The 21658-nt window shown below is 37.8% G+C and carries 17 protein-coding genes; 9 read left to right on the forward strand and 8 right to left on the reverse strand.

What is annotated here, in order from left to right:
* Both EHQ16_RS19535 and EHQ16_RS00650 read left to right on the forward strand, forming a co-directional pair.
* Window positions 1-199 (forward strand): hypothetical protein (locus EHQ16_RS19535; RefSeq protein WP_208742213.1); only part of this gene is annotated, 199 nt, incomplete at its 5' end.
* 217 nt (window positions 200-416) lie between these two features.
* On the forward strand, window positions 417-989 hold the full coding sequence (locus tag EHQ16_RS00650; RefSeq protein WP_135637285.1) for a hypothetical protein: 573 nt from the start codon (window positions 417-419) through the stop codon (window positions 987-989).
* A gap of 68 nt (window positions 990-1057) precedes the next feature.
* Here the strand turns inward: EHQ16_RS00650 and EHQ16_RS00655 are convergent, their stop codons facing one another.
* The 3 genes from EHQ16_RS00655 to EHQ16_RS00665 form a co-directional block, all read right to left on the reverse strand.
* Complete coding sequence (locus EHQ16_RS00655; protein ID WP_244241862.1) at window positions 1058-2818, reverse strand: methyl-accepting chemotaxis protein; 1761 nt, start codon at window positions 2816-2818, stop codon at window positions 1058-1060.
* 307 nt (window positions 2819-3125) lie between these two features.
* Window positions 3126-4907 carry a methyl-accepting chemotaxis protein gene (locus tag EHQ16_RS00660; protein WP_135637283.1) on the reverse strand — a complete coding sequence of 594 codons (1782 nt, stop codon included), beginning with the start codon at window positions 4905-4907 and terminating at the stop codon, window positions 3126-3128.
* Window positions 4908-5045: 138 nt separating this feature from the next.
* The gene (locus EHQ16_RS00665; protein ID WP_135637281.1) at window positions 5046-6245 is read right to left on the reverse strand and encodes a metallophosphoesterase; all 1200 of its coding nucleotides are present in this window, start codon (window positions 6243-6245) and stop codon (window positions 5046-5048) included.
* 70 nt (window positions 6246-6315) lie between these two features.
* Between EHQ16_RS00665 and EHQ16_RS00670 the strand changes: the two genes are divergently transcribed.
* Window positions 6316-7839, forward strand: a complete 1524-nt coding sequence (locus tag EHQ16_RS00670; protein WP_135637279.1) for a malate:quinone oxidoreductase — start codon at window positions 6316-6318, stop codon at window positions 7837-7839.
* 48 nt (window positions 7840-7887) lie between these two features.
* Here the strand turns inward: EHQ16_RS00670 and EHQ16_RS00675 are convergent, their stop codons facing one another.
* Window positions 7888-9138: an OmpA family protein gene (locus EHQ16_RS00675; RefSeq protein ID WP_135637277.1), complete on the reverse strand. Its 1251-nt coding sequence runs from the start codon at window positions 9136-9138 to the stop codon at window positions 7888-7890.
* Between the two features lie 101 nt (window positions 9139-9239).
* On the opposite strand from EHQ16_RS00675, the gene EHQ16_RS00680 reads away from it, so the two are divergent.
* Genes EHQ16_RS00680 through EHQ16_RS00700 form a run of 5 tightly spaced genes read left to right on the forward strand, consistent with a single transcriptional unit; the run spans window position 9240 to window position 15645 of the window.
* Window positions 9240-10421, forward strand: a complete 1182-nt coding sequence (locus EHQ16_RS00680; RefSeq protein ID WP_135637275.1) for an NAD(P)/FAD-dependent oxidoreductase — start codon at window positions 9240-9242, stop codon at window positions 10419-10421.
* Window positions 10418-11347, forward strand: a complete 930-nt coding sequence (locus tag EHQ16_RS00685) for a sigma-70 family RNA polymerase sigma factor (protein WP_135637273.1) — start codon at window positions 10418-10420, stop codon at window positions 11345-11347. Before EHQ16_RS00680 ends, EHQ16_RS00685 begins: the two co-directional genes overlap by 4 nt.
* 51 nt (window positions 11348-11398) lie before the next feature.
* Complete coding sequence (locus tag EHQ16_RS00690; RefSeq protein ID WP_208742214.1) at window positions 11399-13822, forward strand: ATP-binding protein; 2424 nt, start codon at window positions 11399-11401, stop codon at window positions 13820-13822.
* An 11-nt stretch (window positions 13823-13833) separates the two neighbouring features.
* The gene (locus tag EHQ16_RS00695) at window positions 13834-14865 is read left to right on the forward strand and encodes an MBL fold metallo-hydrolase (protein ID WP_135637271.1); all 1032 of its coding nucleotides are present in this window, start codon (window positions 13834-13836) and stop codon (window positions 14863-14865) included.
* A 45-nt stretch (window positions 14866-14910) separates the two neighbouring features.
* Complete coding sequence (locus EHQ16_RS00700) at window positions 14911-15645, forward strand: SDR family oxidoreductase (RefSeq protein ID WP_135637269.1); 735 nt, start codon at window positions 14911-14913, stop codon at window positions 15643-15645.
* 16 nt (window positions 15646-15661) lie between these two features.
* On the opposite strand, the gene EHQ16_RS00705 is transcribed toward EHQ16_RS00700, so the two are convergent.
* The 4 genes from EHQ16_RS00705 to nirK all read right to left on the reverse strand — a co-directional run bounded on the left by EHQ16_RS00705 (window position 15662) and on the right by nirK (window position 19686).
* On the reverse strand, window positions 15662-16714 hold the full coding sequence (locus EHQ16_RS00705; protein WP_135637267.1) for a BPSS1187 family protein: 1053 nt from the start codon (window positions 16712-16714) through the stop codon (window positions 15662-15664).
* A 176-nt stretch (window positions 16715-16890) separates the two neighbouring features.
* On the reverse strand, window positions 16891-17505 hold the full coding sequence (locus EHQ16_RS00710) for an SCO family protein (protein WP_135637265.1): 615 nt from the start codon (window positions 17503-17505) through the stop codon (window positions 16891-16893).
* A gap of 19 nt (window positions 17506-17524) precedes the next feature.
* Window positions 17525-18211, reverse strand: coding sequence for a formylglycine-generating enzyme family protein (locus tag EHQ16_RS00715; protein WP_425269921.1), 687 nt, complete (start codon window positions 18209-18211; stop codon window positions 17525-17527).
* A 74-nt stretch (window positions 18212-18285) separates the two neighbouring features.
* On the reverse strand, window positions 18286-19686 hold the full coding sequence (gene nirK / locus EHQ16_RS00720; protein ID WP_425269922.1) for a copper-containing nitrite reductase: 1401 nt from the start codon (window positions 19684-19686) through the stop codon (window positions 18286-18288).
* Between the two features lie 207 nt (window positions 19687-19893).
* Between nirK and EHQ16_RS00725 the strand changes: the two genes are divergently transcribed.
* Window positions 19894-21657, forward strand: coding sequence for a GAF domain-containing SpoIIE family protein phosphatase (locus EHQ16_RS00725; protein ID WP_135637259.1), 1764 nt, complete (start codon window positions 19894-19896; stop codon window positions 21655-21657).
* The last annotated feature ends 1 nt before the right edge of the window (window position 21658 follow it).

The raw sequence follows: 21658 nt of genomic DNA on the forward strand, positions 1-21658 counted from the left end.
TCACTCAATCACCGTTTCACCATCATTGGGAATGTACACTCCACGTCAACCAACTATTGTAAAAATTGTCCCGGATTATGAGACATTTTGCATTTTTTTTATGAGAAAAGACCAAGCCTTCAGCAAGGAAAAAAGACCAGAAATGTCTCAAATGGATTATGTCGCATCGGATTTGGCGAGGATGCGAAAGATAAATTGAACAATCGTTATGTCTAATTAAATTAAATAAGCATGATATACTAATACATTTACGAACATATCGTAAAGTTTGGGAGACAAACCAAACCAAACCAAAGATTCTCATTCTTCCCAAACAACAAACACCTGTCCATAGTTCGCAAAACTCATGCTTGGTTTTAAATTTCTATCGCAAAACAGTTGACTCAAACTATTGTTATACTAATGGTTAAATAGCCATGCGAGAAAATAATCAGAACCAAACCAGAGAATTGTTATTTAGAAAGAATCAAAGCGGTAGATTAAAAACGATCTTACTCACGTTTTTACTAATCAATTCATTCGGATTATTTTTCTGCAAAGAGGAAACCAAAGAATCGGGAGTAATCCCCCTCTCCTTGGCATCCATCGTTATAGCAAAAGAATCCGAAGAGCAGGATCGAATCAACCAGTGTACAGGAAACATACCTGGCATTGCTTGCACAACGGTTATCAGTCAATACCCAGCAAACCTTCGCCAGGTAGAACTTTACGATTCGGGAAATCGTATTTCTCAAGTGGAAGTAACAGGTGTTCCTATCATAAAAGCAGATTGCACTACTTATTACCAAATCAATTGGGGAAACAGCGCCCCCTATTCTAGTACTAGATTATATCTAAAGACAACAGATGGTGAAATTTGTGGGATTGGTTGGGAAACTCAAGATGGCAAAAGAACTAACAAATTGCTCGACTTATTAGGGTCAGAAAAGGAACTAAAGTCTGTGACTGAAATCAATGCAAATGGTATGACATTAAAATTCTACCGTTAAAATTTTCCATCAATAACATTCACTTTTCAAGGAAATCAAAAGATAATTTTTATTTCCAAAAGTAGCTTTTATATTTTAAACTTCTTAATTTCCTGATTTAAAGTTTTTGCTAGTTCACTCAATCGATTTGCGGCTTCTTTTACAGCAGATACTTCTGATAACTGAGAATCCGAGGAAACAGAAACTTCTTTTGTACTTTCGTTGATAATGTTAGTTAACTCAATCAATTGAACCGTGTTAGCATTGAGTTCTTCTGTGCTCGCGGATATTTCTTCTGTGGTTGAGGAAACGCCGTGAATTTCATCATTCACTTTCTTAATGGCAGAAATAATCAATTGGAATGTATTCCCTACAACATTCACCATTTCTACGCCAACGCCGACATCCTGATTTCCTTTTTCCATCATCTGAATGGATTCAAGTGTGTTCTTTTGGATTTCATCAATGATCACGGAAATTTGTCTAGTGGCTCTTTCTGACCTTTCTGCTAACTTTCTAACTTCATCGGCAACGACAGCAAAACCTTTTCCTTCCTCTCCTGCACGAGCCGCCTCTATTGCTGCATTGAGAGCTAATAGGTTCGTTTGGCTTGCGATCTGATTGATCGTTTCCACAATTTGTCCAATTGCTTTAGAGTTTGCACCAAGAGTATTAATACTCGAAGAGATTCCATTGACTGAGGAATTAATAATCTCCATTTGATGAATTGTTTTTTTTACGATGTCTTGACCTTCCTCGACTTTTTCCAAAACACCATTTGATAATTCCGAAACCACATAAGTTGCTTCAGCAATTTTCGCGATCGCAAGAGTATTTTCTTCTACCGCAGATTTGTTTTCAGAAAATGCTTCCAATTGGGTATTTGACTTACTGCGCACTGTAGTCATTGATTCTGATATAGTAGCAGCAACACTTGCAGAACCTTCTGCACTTTCGATCAACTGATCTGCCGATTGCAGAACTTCATTTGAAGATTGAGAAACAACCTGAATCATTGTTCGCAAACTATTTGTCATCTGATCAAAATCAGTAAGAAGTAATCCAATTTCATCTTTATATAGATGATTTGACTTTGATGTTAAATCACCTTCTCTTGCTTTTCCGATGAGTGACTTCACATGATCAATCTTACGCGCAAAAATAGCCGCAAAAAAATAAGAAAAAACTAACGAAATGACGGAAGCAAATATGGCACCGAAAAAGAATAAGTAGGATAATGACTTAAGGCGCTCTTCATAAAAAATGGCCTCTCTCCCCCCAGAGCCAACAATCCAATCCCAAGGTTGATAATAGATCTGATAGGCAATCCAAGAATGAGTTGGTTCTTTTCCCTCTTGCCATAATTCATAAACTAGTTTTCCGGTTCTTTCCTTATTGGACCAAGTGTCTCGAACTGTATATTTTCCGTCGACTTGGTAATCCCAGAGATTAACACCTTCAATGTTAAAGGGGTTCATCGTAAAAACACCATTCGGTTGAGAGGCCCAAACCCTCATGTCCAATTTGGCAGACATTTTTCCTTTGGACAAGTCGCGGACCCCATCGGAACCTTTCGGTCCCAAAATATAGATCCTAGCCTTTTCCTGGGCATCTGGTAAACTTATTTTTCCGGCTTTTACATCTTCATTCAATAAATCGATCACTGCCACGGAATCAGTTGCCAAGGTTTTAAACAGCTCTCCACCAAGATTTACGATTTGGCTTTTTGCAGACTGATAGACGAGATAAAAAATTGGGCCAAGTACTAAATTGAGAACAAAAAAAATGAAGATCATCAACTGAGTGCGGATGCTAAGAGAATAGAGTTTATGAAGAATTTGTTTTAACATACTTTAAAGGTTATCGTTTGATTTATGAGAAAACAATTTCTTCCTATGAAATGAAAGTATTTTTTTAAGATCTTTGCTTTTATTAATCCACAAAGAAAGCCCAAAGGCAATTTCGTTTAAATACCAAGAAGAATATGATACTTCCCTGCAATATTTGTAAATAATAGATTTACTAACATTCCTACTTTCCCTGAGTAAGAGACATAGATTCGAGTCATTGACCAGCTTTCAAATAACGATCTCTCAAAATTTACGAGGGAAAATAATTACTTTTACATTCGTTTAAAAAAAATTTCAAAAGGTAATTTCAAAACCGAAACCTGGAAACAATTTTTTCCATAGAATCAGAAACCTTTTGCAAACGGTTTGCTTCCTCCGAAATTTCACCGAAAGTCGTTGAGATTTGAGAATGATTTTCCCATAACTCTTGCAAATTGGTATTGGATGTTTCCGTGTAAATGGTTTGTAACTCCATCTCTCCCGTGATTTTTTCCGCATCGAATTGAAATTCTCCAACAAGGTCTTTGAGAGATTTCACATTGTCAGAACTCGTTCCACTGGTTCGACCGAACATTTGAACTACCCTAGAAATCTCTTCAAATTTAGATTTCACATCTTCATTGGTGGAGATGATTTCTTTCATAGATTCCAAACTTTCTTTAGAGGCAGCTTGGGATAATTTTACAACACGTTTGATTTCCTCTATATTTTTAGCTGTTTCATCTGCAAGGCGAGAGACTTCTCCCGCAACTACAGCAAATCCTCGTCCCATGGAACCTGCACGTGCAGCCTCAATGGATGCATTTAAAGAAAGTAAGTTCACCCGATCCGATATATCTTCTACGATAGAGATAGCGGCTTTGATATTTTCGCTCATCTGGTTCATCATTTCAACTTTTTCATAGGCGGACTGGATGGCGGCTTTTGCCACCTTTACCGTTCCAATCGAATGCACTGTGTTTTGAGCCAACTCATCTGCTTTTTTAGAAAGATTGGTCATCTCTTCTGTAACTCGAGTGAGTTCTGTCGCTAAAAAATTAGTTTTGTCTTTTTGGGAAAGTACACGTTCATACGTTGCCTTGGATAAACTTTGGATCTGACCTACTGACTCAAAAGTAGAATCAAGTTTGTTTTTTTCTGATACAACTTGTGAATCAATCAATCCACCTTTATCCAAAATGATTTTTGAAGTTTCGGAAAGTGAAACTGCTTCCTGTTTTGCGGTTTGAAAGTACTTCCGTAACGAATCCATAAATAAGTTTAATTTGGTAATGGTATGGCTTAGGTTTGTTGCCGAGAGTTGGGGAATGGTTTCTGCTAGTTCCCCTTTTGATAGTTTTTCAATCGAATGGTTTAAATTTCCAATATCATCTTTTAAAGATTTACTACCAACATAAGCTGCATAAATCATAATCACAACCATCATTCCAAACACTATGGGCATTTGATAGAACCAATAGGGAGACCTGAAATCTGCGAGAAGGATGAGAAACAAATAATAACCAAAAGTCAACATTGGCAATAAAGCGACAGCAATCATGGTAAAAAGATTTCTTTGAAAAACGCCGAAAATTCGAAATTTAGATTCGTCCAAAAGGATTTCAGCCAAAACTTTTGCCTTTAATACAGGACTCAAATACACTTCTGTTTGGAAATAAAATGCATGGTAGATGATTGGCATAAGCATCATACAAGCATAGGGCAATGCCATGATTTCTTTCCATGGGAGATCCAAAACTGTCACAGCAAAAAAAGAAAATCCAAAGATGGAAACGGTCCAACGAATGAGGATGACCTTTCCTTCCCAATGAGGATGTTCGAGTAATCCTTTTTTTAAACCAACTAAAGTATTATAGTCATTTTCTTTGGAATAGTCCAACAATCGTTTGAGTCTTTTGTTTCGAAGGGTTATCCCCACAACCAAAGGAACAAGGGATAAAAGAGTTCCGATGATCGCAAGATGGATGAGAGTTTCTGAATCAAAACTTGATGCAAATAAACAGAAGTTGATGAAGTAAGGAAAAATTAATAAGTATAAGGGAGCTTCAATGGCAACTGTCAATTTTCTAATCAATCGATTCTCTGTCATTTGCCGCACACCCGCCTTCTGATTTGTCAATATTTTAGGAAATCCCAAGAGGCTTCACCTATTTTCATATTTTTTCTTATGAAAACAAAACTAAGCTATCGTTCAGGATTCGTTTTGTATCTCAACCGAAAGAGTAAATCATTCAGTAGGTTGGAGTTCTAAAACAGAAATTTCGGATGGTGCACCCAATCGGAAAGGAGGTCCCCAATACCCAGTACCTCGACTCACATAAATTTGTGTGTTTTTGTAACGATGGAGTCCTGAAACAAATTTTTGAGCAAAATAAATCAAAATATTTCCCGGGAAAAATTGTCCGCCATGGGTATGTCCGGAAATTTGTAAATCGAATCCAACTTTATTAGCTTCATAGATGCTATTGGGTTGGTGGGCGAGTAGAATCTTATAATCACAAGATTCACCACCTTCCATGGCTCGCTTAGGGTCTGTTTGGTGGGATTTAATCATAGATCCAGCAGTTAGATCGGTCACTCCAGCCATAAGCAACTTAGCATTGCCCACAGCCAAGGTTTGGTTCGCGTTGAGTAAAATATGGATTCCTAATTTTTCAATTTCTGGTAACCAAGAAAGAACTCCCGAATAGTATTCATGATTCCCAGTCACATAAAACGTTCCATATTTGGATTTGATATCAGCGAGCGGCTTTAGATGGTGTTTGAGAGTGGCTGCGGGCCCATCCACCAAATCTCCAGTTATCACAACCACATCTGGAGTTTGTGAATTGATTTTACTGACAACACGGCGGAGAAACTTTTCTTTAATGGTGGATCCAATGTGAACATCCGAGATTTGCACAATTTTAAACTCACGCAAATCAGGATGTAAATCCTTTACAGGAATTTTAACTCGTTTGTATCGCAAACGAACATGGGCATTATAAAAACCAAGAGAACTGAGAGCCGTTGCCAGGGCAATGGTAGAGAAAGCCAAACTAAAGTTTTTTACTTCAGTCACGCCATCGATGGGAAATCCAAACCGGAGCAAACTGGAAAACAAAAATTGAGAATACTGGGTGATGATTCCTAAGTCCACCAGACGAAGTAAATCCATGAGGAGGACCAAAGTGAACAGAATGGAAAAAAATCCAAAGTTGGTGAAGGTGACATAGGCAAAAAAAGTTTGGGTTTTTTCTCGTTTGGAGATCCGGCTCATTACATAAGTCAGCGGAACGAGGAGAACCAGTGCCCCAATTCCAAATAAAATCAACGTAACTACGGGTCCATTCAGTGAAAGTCCTGAGATTAAACGAAAGGTAGAATAATAATAGATAAATCCGAGTAAGGATGTCAGAACGGACAAAAATAGGAAGAATGCTTTCAATCAAATTACCCTAACCTTTGGACAGGGCGGAATTCAGGAAAGTTGCAGTTATTTTTATAGAAGGTTTAGGATGAAAGAAAAAGATACAGTTCGAACGAAGTCCGATGTGATACTCATCGGTGCAGGAATTATGAGTGCCACACTAGGAGTTCTTTTGAAAGAACTTGCTCCCCACCTAACAATTACCGTACTAGAAAGATTGGATGCAGCAGCAAGGGAAAGTTCCAACGCTTGGAACAATGCGGGTACCGGACATTCTGCATTTTGCGAATTGAACTATACAATCGAAAACGAAGATGGATCCATCCAAACAAAAAAAGCCCTGCAAATTGCGGAATGGTTTGAAATTTCAAAAGAATTTTGGGCTTACCTTGCTGGTACCAAACGAATTTTAGATGCCGATGAATTCATCCATTCCGTCCCTCATTATAGTTTTGTTTGGGGGGAAGAAAATGTATCTTTCCTTAAAAAACGTTTTGAAGCCCTAACCAAATATGAGCTTTTTAAAGACCTAGTTTACACAGAAGATAAGGATACCTTAACTGAATGGCTTCCACTCGTGATGAAAGGCCGAGAAAATTCAGAACCATTAGCGGCAACCAAGATGGAACTGGGAACCGATGTGAACTTTGGAACATTGACAAGGGCTATGTTTCGGTATTTAGAAAGTTTTCCCGATGTCCATGTACATTACTTTGAAGATGTAAAAGATTTGGAACGTGGGGAAAATGGATTCTGGCACCTAACTTCGAATAATATTCAAACACATGAAAAAGAACATCATGAAGCAAAATTTGTATTTATTGGTGCTGGTGGGGGAAGTCTTCCCCTCCTAGAAAAATCGGATATCCCAGAGGCCGCTGGGTTCGGAGGATTTCCTGTGAGTGGGCAATGGTTACGTTGTCGCAATCGTGATGTGATCAAACAACATTTTGCAAAAGTTTACGGGAAGGCCAATGTGGGATCTCCTCCTATGTCTGTTCCTCATTTGGATACAAGAATCATTGAAGGGAAAAAAGAATTACTTTTTGGGCCTTACGCTGGTTTTACGACAAAATTCTTAAAAAAAGGATCGTACTTAGATTTGGTAAAGTCATTAGAGTTTGATAATATTTTTCCAATGTTATCTGCAGGAATGCACAACTTACCTTTAACAAAATATTTAATCAGCCAAGCCATGCAGTCCCATGAAGACCGTATCGACGCTCTTAGAGAATACTTTCCTGAGGTAAAATCGGAAGATTGGGAATTGGTAGTGGCAGGACAAAGAGTTCAAGTCATCAAAAAAGATGAAGAAGAAGGTGGGGTTTTGGAATTCGGAACAGAAGTGGTTTCGGCAAAAGATGGATCTCTCGCAGCCCTTCTGGGAGCAAGTCCAGGTGCTTCCACCTCTGTTTCGATTATGTTAGAAGTGTTGGCCGATTGTTTCCCTAAAGAAATGCAATCCGATGAATGGAAATCTAAATTAAAAACAATGATCCCCAGTTTCGGGGAATCAATGAAAGAAGATCCTGAAGTTTGTATATCCAGCAGGAAAAAAACGGAAGAAATTTTGGAATTAAACCAAGGAGCAGGTGTTAGCTCCCGGGTCTAAGGTCACAATCGAAGATCGAAAATAATATCTTATTGAGCTTTTAAAAAACTAGTTCTTTTTTCTAAGCTCAATAACTACTTTTTCTTTAGAGTCCACATTATACATGGCGGAACCTTGTGTGGAATCGATAATCCTTTTGGAATTCACACCCTTTTCACGAAGCACTCGCGATATGGCTTGGGAACGTTCAAATCCTAAATCATAATTTTCATAATTTCCAGGAACATCTTCCCTAAACGGAGTTGTATAAGTAATCACCTGCACATCAAAATCTTTGTATTCATTTTCTAAACTTCGGGCAATTGCATCTAATCTTGCTCGACCTTCTAAATGGATCCGACTTGTTGGCAAATCAAAGATCTCACTCGCAAGGAATACAAAACGATCTAGTTTGTTCTCCACTACTGGTTCTTTTGTTTGGATTGGAATTTCTGGACTAACTGAATCGACAACCTTCGTTGTTTTGATTTCAGGTTCTGGAGTATTTGAACCCAAAAGGGAGAAGGATACCCCCATACCAAATTTTACAAAAGTTTCTTCGAAATTTCCTTTGTTTCTAAAACCAGAATTAGGTGCTTCATATCGAACCATATATACATTCGAATGTTCCACTTCAGCGTTTAAGAAAAATCGATGGTTTACATGGTATCTAATCCCTAACGCACCAAATACACGATTGGTGGCTCCCCCATGTTTGTATTCGTATCCCGATCCACCACCTACTCGAAAATAAGGATCTGTTGGATTATTGGGTTGGAAGTGAAAAAACAAACTTAAATCTGCCGAAGGCGCAGAAAATATTTCCCTTTTCCTTTGCAGTGCCAAACCGTAAATTTCACCTTCATTTAATCGCCTAAGCAATGTTCCATATTCAGGTGATGCTAGAGCAAAAAGTGCAATGTCCCTTTGGTCTACAGTTCTAAATTTTGATGCAGTAATTGACTGGTAGGATGCAGAAAGTCCGATCCCAACATATCGAAAGAGCCCATATTCAAATCCTAACTCACCTACATTACTAGAAAGTTGAGTTTGGTTTTTGACAAGAGTTTGCAAAATATAATGATTTGCGAAATTAGATGTGAGAGTTGTGTAGGGGGAATTGACGACCAAATTAGTAGGAAAATTATTTTCTTCTACTTTTTTCTCCATGGTTCCAGAATTTGCACCAATCCCTCCACCCCCGTTCCCATATAGAATCAATTTTCCGCGGTCAAAACCTTGGCTATAAAGGAAGGAAAAACTGGAATGAAGTAAAAATCCGGACAAAATAAGAAAAAATTTCCAATTCATTTTCTGCATGAGTGATTTTGAAAAGTATCAGGTGTTAAATCAAGCCTAAATTTTTTTCGAATCATGTCACAAACCATAAGGGCAATCTCGTCCTTATCACGAGGTAGAAAATGAAACCAAAAATACTCATTCTCGGCGCAGGGTATGCAGGAATTATCGCTGCAAATCGTTTAGACAAACAAGTGAAAGATGTCGAAATCATTTTAATTTCGGAATCTTCAGGATTTCAAGAAAGAATTCGTTTCCATGAAATTGCCTCTGCTGGGCAAAAAAAAGAAAGAAACATACGGGATCTTTTACGAACAAACGTTAGCTTCTTACAAACAAAGGTTACTGGAATTTTTCCAAAAGAAAAAAGGATACAGGTGGAAGGAAGTAACCAAAAAATCAATTACGACTACTTGGTCATTACCTTAGGGAGTTCAGGGATTCGTCAGATGAATCCAAACGAAAATTCAATCCAATCGAATGGGGCTGTTTCTGAATTTCTAAAAAAGAAAGATCATTCAAAAATTCAGAACCTATGTATTGTTGGTAGTGGACTCACTGGCATAGAAATGGCTACCGAATGGAAACACTTTTATCCAAAATCGAAAGTGACAATTGTAGATAAAAATCCATTTGCTTCATCCTTTTCTAAACAAGGAAGAGACTATATAAAAAACTTTTTTGTAGAAAATAACATCCAAATTTTGGACCAAATGAATATAAAAGGAATCGAGGAAAATGAAATTCGTTTTGAAAACAAAACAAAACTCTCCTTTGATTGTATTGTAAATTGTACCGGATTTCAAAGTCCAAATTTACTTAAAGAATCCGGATTCAAAACCAATTCACAAAATCAAATCTATGTAGATGCTTTTTTACGTTCTTTTGAATTTCCTGAAGTTTTTGTTGCCGGTGATTCCGCTTATTTAGAAAACTCTATTTTACGTATGGGTTGTGTGACCGCATTGCCGATGGGAGCCTATGTGGCCGATCACCTAGCCAATTTAATTAGTGGGAAAAACTTATCTCCTTTTTCATTTCAGTTTTTTGGAAGATGTGTTTCTCTTGGTAGAAAAGTCGGGATGATTCAATTGACAGAAGGAAATGATAAACCAAAAGAACAAATCATCAAAGGAAAATGGGGAGCCATCGTAAAGGAAATGGTTTGTAAATTCACAATTCTTTCGCTGGTTTTGGAGAAAAAACTTCCATTTAGATTTTATTTTTGGCCTAAAGGAAATCCAATCAAAGGGAAAAACAAATTAATTCCAGAATCAATTCCTGTAGGAAACTTGGTCACATGAATGATCTAGAATTTTTTCTAAAATGGAAACATTATCTTTTCTCCATAGCATATCGCATTACTGGTAGTTATGTGGATGCCGAAGACATTGTCCAGGAGAGTTATCTTAGATGGCTCTCCATAGAAAAGACTAATATTCAAAACCATAAATCATACCTAGGAAGTATAACCGCGAGGCTTGCTTTTGATCTTTTAAAAAAAGCATCCAGGAAAAAAGAAACGTACATTGGACCATACTTACCAGAACCAATTCCAGAAATAAGAGAAGATTTGGATCATGAAAAAGTTAATTTTGCTTTTCTAGTCATTTTAGAAACTTTAAATCCAACAGAAAGAGCAGTATTCATATTACGAGAGTTATTCGATTTTGATTATGAATTCATTTCTAATATTGTTGGAAAAAATTCTGAAAATTGTAGGCAAATTTTAAGTCGTGCTCGTATTGCTATCCAATCCCGGAAAAAAAAGTTCGAGCCAGATCCCAAACTCCATTCCCAATTATTACTCGAGTTCAGTTTTGCTTGTTATAATCAAGACACAAAAGCTCTGACGAAATTACTAAAAGAAGATGTGATTGCTTATTCTGATGGAGGAGGCAAAGTTCATGCTGCGAGAATTCCTGTCCCTGGAGTCCGAAGAGTTTTATCTTTACTCATCAGAACAACACAAAAAGCAACAAAATCCACAGAAATCTATTTTGGTTACGCCAATGGTTCCCCTGCGCTCATTGGATATTCTGAGGACGAACCAATCATTGTCCAAATTTTTACTACCAGAGAAAACAAAATCGATATTATATTTAATTTAGTAAATCCTGATAAACTAAAAGCCTTTCAAAACAAAGAAAACCTTTTGAAATTAGGATATCTACGAAAACCCAAATTATGGGAGTGGGCTCTTCTCTTTGTAAGGCGGTGGATTTCCTGATTTTACGGGGTAGAGATTTCTCCCATTTATTTCGTCTTATATAGTGAGACGATGAAGATACTAAGACCCATCTTCCTTTTTGTTTTGTTGGTTTTTAGCCTTTCTGGCTGTGAATCCAACAATCTAGAGAATGTACCTCTAGCTAAAAAGGGAGTCATCGATCTCCGTGGGTGGGACTTTGAAACCATGGGGAATGTCTCGCTGAATGGGGAATGGAAAATCGATTGGAAAAATTGGAATCAAACAGAAGATTCCAACCACTCAGAATTTACAATAGTGCCAGGACATTGGACAAACTCTTTGTCTGAAAAATATCCGACTGGGTTTGCAAAACTCTCACTCAAAATTTTAATACCAGAAAATACAAAAACTCTATATCTTCAAAACGGAATCACTCGGAATGCTTTCGAAATTCTTGTTGGAGATGAAAGTATATACAAATCAGGAATCATCGGAGAAAGTTTTTCCACAGAAACTCCGCATCTCAATGTACAAACGGTGGCAATCCCTGAGACAAAAGACAGAGAAATTAAACTCTCATTAAAAATATCTTGTTTTCATTATCATATCTGCGGTGTGGCAACTCCTTATTCCCTAGGGAACCATGCCGGAATCAACAAATCCTTTTTAGAAGCAACTAGTAGAGATATTTTCGTTTTAACATCCCTACTCACACTCGCGTTTTTTCATTTTGTTTTATATATTTTTTGGAGAGACGAAAAAACACATATTTTATTTGCCTCTGTTTGTTTTTTAGCAGCAGCTCGTTTGTTAAGCATTGGCGAAACTAGATTTATATATAATTATCTACCACTTGGTGTTTATGAAATCATGGTGCGAGTTAATGGAATTAGTTTTGTATTATTGTATCTTTCTTTTGTATTATATGTAAGAGAAATTTATAACGATGAAAAATATAAACTCATTTATCGTGTAAACTTCTTTGTGGCCTCTTTACTTTTTTTAGCTCTGCCATTAGATTTACTTACCTTTTCTAAATTTTTAGCATTCCACTTAGTTTTTTCTTTGTTTGCCATTTTTGGATTATTATACCCGATCATTCATGGTGTGATTTTAAAAAAACCAGGTGCTCGTTTGTTTTTGTTTTCAGTGATTGCGACGATGTCTTTATTTTCTTTAGATATACTCACTGAATTTGCAAAAAAAGGAACTGCCTATCTTGCACAATACGGATTTTTAGTTTTTGGTCTTTCACAGGCCCTATTCATTGCGGATAGGATGATAGAAAATTTCAAAAACAAAGAAAGACTCAAACAAGAAAAAGAAAGTGCAGAAGCAAAAGTAGATTTTAAAACAACCTTTCTTTCTACAATGAGTCATGAAATCAGAACTCCAATGAATGGAGTTTTAGGAATGGCTCAGTTACTACAACAAACCAATTTATCAGAGGAACAAAAAGAATATTTAAACCTAATTCAGTTTAGTGGAGATAACCTTCTATTACTCATCAATGATATTTTGGATTTATCCAAATTGGAATCAGGACAGTTCGAATTACATTTAGAACCGGTTCCACTGCAAAAATTTATGAACGATTGTATCAATCTTTTTAAATCACAAGCAGATCCAAACAAACTCAAAATCGAATTAGAATTTCTAAATCCACCACCAGCTTATTTGAAAACAGACCAAAGAAGGTTGGCACAAATTTTAACGAATCTACTGAGTAATGCGGTTAAGTTTACAGAGAAAGGGGCTGTCACAGTTATTGTCGAAACCATTCCTTTAAATGGAAATTCTGTTCGATTAAAAGTTTCAGTAAAAGACACGGGGATAGGAATTCCAGAAGACAGAATCATAAACCTCTTTCAACCATTTTCACAAGTGCATTCTCACCTTACTGAAAAAACCATAGGAACTGGTCTTGGTCTCGCCATTACTAAAAAGTTAATCGAGGAGATGGGTGGTTCCATTACCGTTCAAAGTGTTTATGGAAGGGGATCCAATTTTTCATTTCAATTCGCCTCTCAATTCCAATCCGAAGCAATTGTCACTGACGAGGAACAAGAGAAACCAGAGCCCATTCCAAAAATCACACAGGGGTCTCTCCTAGCAGAAAAATATCCACTGAAGATTTTAGTCGCCGATGATGACCCCATCAGTCAAAAAGTTTCAAGTTTGTTCTTAAAAAAACTGGGATACTCCAACTTACAAACAGATAACGGAGAAAAAACTTTAGATATGGTTCGTTCCGAAAGTCCAGATTTATTGTTTATGGATGTCCAAATGCCCGATATGGATGGGATTACGGTTACAAAATGTATCCGCCAATCCAAAACCATCACCAAACAACCTGTCATCATTGCCCTTACCGCCAATGTCCTGGAAGAAGAAAAACAAAGATGTTTATCTGCCGGTATGGATGATTTTATGACAAAACCACTCCTCATGCGGGATTTGGATTTCATGATCCGAAAATGGGCGAAAAAGGATTTGGTACCGTCAAATAAATAAGGACATTCATTTTGGCTTCAACTTTCGGCAAACTCCCTCACGGCGAAATCCTCCAACGTATTTCCAGGTCAGAACATTTTCAATCAGGTAGTTTTAAAAATTTAGAACATACCGAGATGTTAGCACCGGATAGTTCTTATTTTAAAATGGCCATCAAATATTGGCAAAAACCAAATTCGATTCGGCCTTCTTCACCGATTCCTTCGGCAAAAATCGACTTAAATTCGTTAGATGCAAATGTTCCTCAATACATTTGGTTTGGACACTCTTCATACTTACTACTAACTTCTGGAAAAAAGATTTTAGTAGATCCTGTGTTTTCTGGTTATGCATCTCCTGTTCCTTTTGCGGTTCAATCCTTTGAAGGTACGGACGTTTATTTACCAGAAGATATGCCGGACTTAGACATTTTGCTCATCACACATGATCATTATGATCACTTGGATTACGAAACAGTCATTAAGTTACATCCAAAAACAAAAACCATCATTGTTCCGTTAGGTGTTTCTGCCCACCTACTCTCCTGGGGAGTGCCTTTGTCAAAAATCATAGAACTGGATTGGTTTGAATCCAAAGAGGTTATGAAAGACCTAGATGTAACAGCCACTCCGACCAGACATTTTTCGGGACGAGGGATCCAAAGGAACAAAAGTTTATGGTGTTCTTATGTTTTGAAAATTGGTGGATATAAGGTTTTTGTTGGTGGTGATTCCGGTTATGGTTCTGTATTTGAATCCATTGGTAAAAAATACGGCCCCTTTGATTTGGCATTTTTAGAATGTGGACAGTATGGTGATGATTGGCCTTTCATTCATATGCGCCCGGAAGAAACAGCTTTGGCGGCCAAAACCATTGGAGCTAAATCTTTTGTCCCTGTACATTGGGGAAAATTTATCCTCTCTATGCATCCCTGGAACGATCCCATCAAACGAGTGCTTGTTGCTTCGAAAGAATTAAAACTCAATTTACAAGTTCCAAAAATCGGAGAAAACTTTTCTTTTACTGGATCGGGGAGTGTGGATGGTTGGTGGAATTTTCAGTGACAAAGAACCTAGTTTTTTAAAACCTAAGAATTTAGGTTTACCCCAATGAAAAATGCACTTGTGATTGGAGCCACTTCCGATATTGGAATTCATATAGCAGAAACTCTTGCCAAACAAGGGTTTTCTCTTTACTTAACCGGCAGAGACAAACAAAAGTTAAATGATATTAAATCGAGTCTCCAAACCAAATATCAGATCTCTTTAAAAACTTATGAATTGGATGTTACGGATTTTTCTTCACATTCAAAATTTTATGACTCACTCAATCCGAAACCAGAAATAGTATTTTTTCTTGCTGGATACTACCAAAACCAAACAGAAGCAAGAGAAAACCAATCAGAACTTCTTACAACGATCCAAACTAATTATTCGGGTATCGTTTCTCTCATAAACATCATCTCATTGGATATGGAAAAAAAACAAAACGGAACCATCGTTGCAGTCAGTTCTGTGGCAGGGGAACGTGGAAGACAGATGAATTATATTTATGGAAGTGCCAAAGCAGGTCTCACCACTTACCTCTCAGGCCTTAGGTCTTTACTCTTTAAAAAGGGAGTCCATGTTTGTACCATCCAACTAGGCCCGGTGTATACAAAAATGTCTTTTGGTCATAACCTAATGCCTTGGCTCACCTTACAACCAGAGACGGCTGCCAACCTAATTGTAAAAGCAGGCCTAAACAAAAAGGATATTGTTTATATTCGTTGGCCATGGCGTTTCATTATGGGAATGATCCGAATGATCCCCGAATGGATTTTCAAACGTCTTCCTCCCTTTTGATTCTTCCGGCAAAAGATTAAGGAAAACTAATATAGTTCCAGACAGTTTGGAATCCGTTGACCATGGGGCAACTATGTAATGCGGCCGTTCCCATTCCATTACAAGCACTCGTCACCAAACGCTTGCTATTGGCATAAGGGGCACCGACACTCGTATTGGTAAGAGTTCCTGTCATACCCAATTGGTTTAACCATGCGTCTGTTACTTGGTTTGCGTTTCCGCTAAAATTGGCAATGGTGTCATTTTCATGGATGAGTCCATAATATGATCCTGCAGGTGCCGTTTGTGCTGCTCCGAGCCATGATGGAAGTGAGGAATATTGCAAACTATAATCGGAAACACCGCTATAAATGGAAACTCGGGCGACGGCCCTTCTTTTGCCATGGTAGGCAGCATGCCCACTACCTTGGGAATGCCCACCCACATAAACCAAAGACCAATTGATATTGTTTCCTGTAATATACTGGTCCCAACCTTCACCGGGTCTTGTTGAAATTAAATACTGAAGGAGAGCAAGTAACCTTCCTTCAATCGAGTTGGATAGATCCACAGAAACATAAGATGATACATCGGCCCCTGTCACTACTTCGTTCCGAAAATTTTCAAAACAACTAACATCGGATCTGGCATCCCCTTGGTTACAGATACTATTCACAGCATCATTATTAGGATAACTCAGACCAATGACATGGTAACCACGCGATGCACCCTGTTGTAAAATAGCACCAACATCACAAGGACTAGAGCCTGTCCCCGGATAAAATACAGAAAGAATATTTTTTCGACTCACAGTTGATTGTGGAGGGTAAACATGATGAGGGTTATTGTATGATGTAATGGAACTAGAGGTTTGTGAAGGTTGGATTTGTAATCGGGTTAAAGCACCGACGGAACCGTTTGAGGGAAAACTATTTTGCCCGGCACAAGATCTCGCATACAAACCAAGTCCAAGAAGAAGAACTAAATCTTCTTTCTCATCAGATTCTTTTTTACAGGAAAGGTGAAATGAACCAAGAAGGGATAAAATGACGAAACTACGAAGAAGGCGACTATATACAAAAGAATCCAAAAAAGTTTCCTTAAAAAATGAAATTATTGGTTAAAATAAAAAAGAATGATTACAAATGCAATCAATTCTAAATTAGAAATGATTCCCTCGTCTTTTCTTATCTGCTGAAAGAATAACCAAGATGAAGAGAAATAAAACTTAAAGGAACGATATAAAACTGATTCGTAAATCTAAATCTATAATTTCTGATACATGTTTATGAGTGAATCGGTATTGGAACCCACTCCTTCCACACGAGAGACTACCCATCCTTCTTTTGAAACCAAACTGTATACGGCAGAATGGTTGAACTCCCCATTGGAAATTTTTTTATAATTGATTCCAAGAACCACAGACAACATACGGACATCTTCTTCTTTGCCAGAAAGAAAACTCCAGTTTTCTCCAAGTTTCATCTTCTTTTTATAAGCGTTTAAAACTGTCGGATTGTCTTTTTCGGAATCAAAACTAACCAGTACCATCCGAGGAACCTTTCCGGTTTTTTCTTTTATTTTTTTAGCCAACTCTTCCATATCGGCGACAAGCCTAGGACAAACTGACTGACAAGAAGCATAAAACATACTAATCACAAAAGGAGATCCTTGGATTTGATTGAGTAAAAATGTTTGGCCTGACTCCATTTTCCAACTGATTGGCAAATCAAAGAGACTTCCCTTGGCTCCCTCACTGGCTGCCAAAATAGACCCCTCTCCATGTTGGTGGTCTGCATGCGAATGGTGGTCATCGCAAAAAGAATAAAACGAAAAACAAAAAAATAAAACCAAAGTTCTTACAATCAATGTATTTTTCATAACGGACTCTCCTTAAATTCTAATCCTTTGCACATCGAAATCCTAAATATTTAGCAGTATACCAACCCTTTAAACCTGCACGATATCCATAACGCATGTAAGATGCATAGTTGGAAAAATCGTTGGCTTTCAGGGAACCACCACCACAAAACAAACTACTTTCGATATCCGTATCCTGTCTGGAATCTCCTGTCACAGAAGTGTTGTTAAAGTCAAAGACCCATTCCCAAATCATTCCATGTTGGTCATACACACCAAAACCATTTTTATACTGACCAACATTAGGAAGGAATTGTGGTCGAACCTCTCCATACCAGTTAAGGATCACTGTTTCTACTGCCTTTTTGTTTTTACCAGAAGGTGGGATACTCGCAGCATACTCCCACTCGGATTCTTTGGGTAACCTCTTCCCTTTCCACTGACAGTATGCATTGGCAGAAAACCAAGAAACATAAGTTACCGGAGAATTTGTTTGGCTCTCTTCATAATTTTTTCCCTTCCAATCACCCAAGTAACCACCATCGGCAAATAGAGCAGAAACTTTTCCTTTTTTCCATTGCGGATTTGTTTCTATGAATTCAGAATATTCCTTATTTGTGACTGGATACTCATCCAAATAAAAACTTTTGATAGGAATAGTAGCACCTAACTTTGATTCTGATTCTTTTAAAAATGGTTTCCATTTACCAGCGGGAATTTTTACCATCTCACCAAAAACGGAAACCGTTAAAAAACAGAATAAAAAAATCAAACGACTCATCATTTTATAAATTGAACTGACTATTTAACTTCCATCTCATTTACCATCATGCCTTTATTTCCCCAATTGTTATAAACATAACTAAGGACACTGGCGATCTCTTCTTTTGTAAGTTCCAAATGTGGCATTACATTATTATACTTTTGTCCATTCACTGTGATTGGACCACTAAGTCCTTTTTGTAATACTTGGATGGCACGAGATTTGTCTGCATTGAGATAATCAGATTTTGCTAGTGGTGGAAACACTCCCGCCACACCTTGTCCTTCCTTCATATGACAAGCAGCACAAACCGATTTATATACTCTTTCCCCATTTGCTAAAATTTCTTTCGGAGTTTTTGCTGAGGTTTTAGGTTTGACTTCGGTCACCATTCTTTGGATGGCTGGCCCTTCAGGAAGGTAAACTGTGTCATCCTGTTTTCCGGAATATACAGTGGCATTTGCCTCTCCTTCTACTTTTAACATTCCAAGCGAACCTTTGTTAAATGTTCTAAAGATAGAATGATCAACCAAAATCAGTGTACCCGGAACTTCTACTTTAAAATCAACAATGGCCGAACCACCGGCTGGGATGAGAGTGGTTTGCACATTTTTTTGATTGGGAAGGATTCCGCCTTCTGTATAAACATGATCAAAAATTTCTCCAATTACATGGAAAGAAGAAACTAAATTTGGGCCTCCATTGCCGACAAAGAGACGAACCGTTTCCCCCACCTTAGCAGTGATGGCCCGGTCTTCCACAAGCGAACCCACCGATCCATTAAAAACTACATAATCGGGAATTTCAGTGATCGCCTTTTCCATGCTAAACGGTTGCAGTCCTGGTTCCCCATTTTTTCCTTTGGTATAAAATTCACTTTGAACCACATAGTATTCTTTATCCACTTTCGGAAGGTCTTCTTTGGGTTGGACAAAAATCAAACCATACATCCCGTTGGCTATGTGCATTCCCACGGGAGAGGTTGCGCAGTGGTAAATATACAACCCTGGGTTGATTGCCTTAAATGAAAATTTAGAAGCGTGACCAGGAATGGTAAGCGAAGCTGCAGCTCCCCCACCCTGGCCAGTTACAGCATGCAAATCAATGTTATGTGGCATTTTACTAGTAGGATGGTTTTTTAAATGGAATTCAACTTCATCACCTTCCCTGACACGAATCATAGGCCCCGGAACAGAACCACCAAAAGTCCAAAATGTGTATTCCACGCCGTCAGCAAGCCTACCCACAACTTCTACTGTTTCCATATTGACTATGACTTTGGCTTCACTCGACCTGTCGATATGAGGAGGGACTTCGGGGGCATAGGTGAGTTTGGCCTCTTCGGTTTTTGGCCCAGAACAAAAGGCGAAAAAAACTAAAGAGGTTACCAGAAAGAGATAAATTTTTAAGGTTTTGAATTTCGGAAGTTTCATATACATTTCCCTATCCTTTGGTATCATTCTAAATACTTTGCGCCAGACTCTCATTGATACAAATCAAGGGATCCTGTGACAAACGATACAAAATGCATAAAAAGTAAGAATCGTGAAGCAATTTTTATGTCATTTTCGCATTTCTTAAAAAACTAAAGTGAAATTCTAAATCGACGGATAGGAATCTAGGATAAATATGGGTTTGGTACCACCATGTCTTTAGATCTCCAAGAAAGTCTAAGTAAGTTTCGTAGCCTACTCCATATCTCTTCCATTCTGAACGCAAACCTAGATTTGCACCAGCTCCTACCTCTCATCATGTTGTATTCTAAAGATTTATTAGAAGCAGAAGCCAGTTCTCTTTTTCTTTTGGAAGAAGAAGATTTTTTATACTGTGAAGTGGCTTTAGGTGAAAAAGGAGAAATCATCCAAGAATACGCCAGGTTAGAGTTAGGTGAAGGAATTGTTGGAAAAGTTGCCCAAGAGAAAAAACCTATCGCATTGGAAGATGCTTACAAAGATCCAAGATTTAATGACAGTATGGACAAACGTACGGGATTTAAAACAAAATCGCTAATCTGTGTCCCTCTGTTTGTGGAAGATAGACTGATTGGAACACTTGAGGTCATTAACAAAACAAACAACAGAATTTTTGATCACTCTGACCTAGAATATTTAATTTCCCTTTCCGAAGTAGCTGCAACAGCTATCCAAAATGCAAATACCAAAGATAGTTTGGACAAACGAATTCTTGAACTATCATTATTATATGAATTTGAAAGATTGTCCGTTTCCGAAAAAAGTTTAAATGAATTAGGTAAGTGGATTCTCAATCGAGTTTTAGAATACTTAGGTGCTTCTTCCGGAACCATTTATCTTGCCAACTCCGACAAACAAGAATTAAGCATTTTATCAGCAAAAGGAATTCCGGAAGATGCTTATGAACAAATCAAAGTTCCTTATGGAACTGGCGTTTCTGGTTGGGTGGCTGAAAAAAGAGAAAGTCTTCTCATCCACAACTTAGATTTAGATCCACGTTACAATAAACTATCTCCTTATAAGTTTGAATCCAAGTCACTGATTTCAGCGCCATTAATTTTTCAAAACGAACTTCTTGGTGTCATTAGCATCAATAACAAAACTTCAGGATATGCTTTCCAACATTCGGATTTAGACTTACTCACAAATATTGCCGCAAGACTCAGTAGTACGATTAAAAATGCACAACTCTTCCATCAGATTGTGGATACGGGTAAAGAGTTGAACCGTGCCAAAAATATCATGAAAAAAATCATGCCATCCATCCTACCGAACTCAGACAAACTCTCGTATGGTGTGGCGCATATTCCTTTAGAACAAGTTGGTGGAGATTTTTACGATGTCACCCAACTAGAAGATTCAAAGTTTTCCATTTTGATTGCTGACATTTCCGGCCACGGACTTTCTGCAGCCGTACTTGCGGCTATGGCTCATATGGTATTAAAAAACTTTGAACAGGATATCAAACTTAGCCCTTCTTTGTTTTTAACCACACTCAATCATATGTTGTATGGGAAGTTAGCGGGAAATTTTCTCACTGCCTTCTACGGGATCATTGATTTAAAAACAAATACCATCCTTTGTGCCAATGCAGGCCACCACGCCCCATTTTTATTGGATAAAAAAGACTCACCAATGATCCAGTTAGATGTTAAAGGAAAAATTTTAGGCCTTATCCCTGATTTATTCTACGAAGAAAAAACTTTTCCTTTTGTTCCCGGGAACCGCCTTGTTATGTACACAGACGGAATCACCGAACATATGTCCAAAGACCATAACAAACGTTATGATGAAGAATTGTTTCAAAAGGCAATTCAAAAATCAAAAACATCGAAGACCCAAGACTCAGCCAACGAACTCATCAGAGAAGCGAGAGAGTATGTGGGAACACATGATTTTGCTGATGACGTCACCGTTTTGTTAGTCGATCATATTTAAA

The sequence above is a fragment of the Leptospira kanakyensis genome (assembly GCF_004769235.1).
GTDB classification, from domain to species: Bacteria; Spirochaetota; Leptospiria; order Leptospirales; family Leptospiraceae; genus Leptospira_A; species Leptospira_A kanakyensis.

Coding starts and splice junctions, on each gene's coding strand:
- EHQ16_RS00725 (WP_135637259.1), top strand. CDS start 19,894: ATGTCTTTAGATCTCCAAGAAAGTCTAAGTAAGTTTCGTAGCCTACTC.
- EHQ16_RS00675 (WP_135637277.1), bottom strand. CDS start 9,138: ATGCAGAAAATGAATTGGAAATTTTTTCTTATTTTGTCCGGATTTTTA.
- EHQ16_RS00710 (WP_135637265.1), bottom strand. CDS start 17,505: ATGAAAAATACATTGATTGTAAGAACTTTGGTTTTATTTTTTTGTTTT.
- EHQ16_RS00700 (WP_135637269.1), top strand. CDS start 14,911: ATGAAAAATGCACTTGTGATTGGAGCCACTTCCGATATTGGAATTCAT.
- EHQ16_RS00690 (WP_208742214.1), top strand. CDS start 11,399: ATGAAGATACTAAGACCCATCTTCCTTTTTGTTTTGTTGGTTTTTAGC.
- EHQ16_RS00715 (WP_425269921.1), bottom strand. CDS start 18,211: ATGGTAAAAATTCCCGCTGGTAAATGGAAACCATTTTTAAAAGAATCA.
- EHQ16_RS00670 (WP_135637279.1), top strand. CDS start 6,316: ATGAAAGAAAAAGATACAGTTCGAACGAAGTCCGATGTGATACTCATC.
- EHQ16_RS00655 (WP_244241862.1), bottom strand. CDS start 2,818: ATGTTAAAACAAATTCTTCATAAACTCTATTCTCTTAGCATCCGCACT.
- EHQ16_RS00650 (WP_135637285.1), top strand. CDS start 417: ATGCGAGAAAATAATCAGAACCAAACCAGAGAATTGTTATTTAGAAAG.
- nirK (WP_425269922.1), bottom strand. CDS start 19,686: ATGTATATGAAACTTCCGAAATTCAAAACCTTAAAAATTTATCTCTTT.
- EHQ16_RS00660 (WP_135637283.1), bottom strand. CDS start 4,907: ATGACAGAGAATCGATTGATTAGAAAATTGACAGTTGCCATTGAAGCT.
- EHQ16_RS00685 (WP_135637273.1), top strand. CDS start 10,418: ATGAATGATCTAGAATTTTTTCTAAAATGGAAACATTATCTTTTCTCC.
- EHQ16_RS00680 (WP_135637275.1), top strand. CDS start 9,240: ATGAAACCAAAAATACTCATTCTCGGCGCAGGGTATGCAGGAATTATC.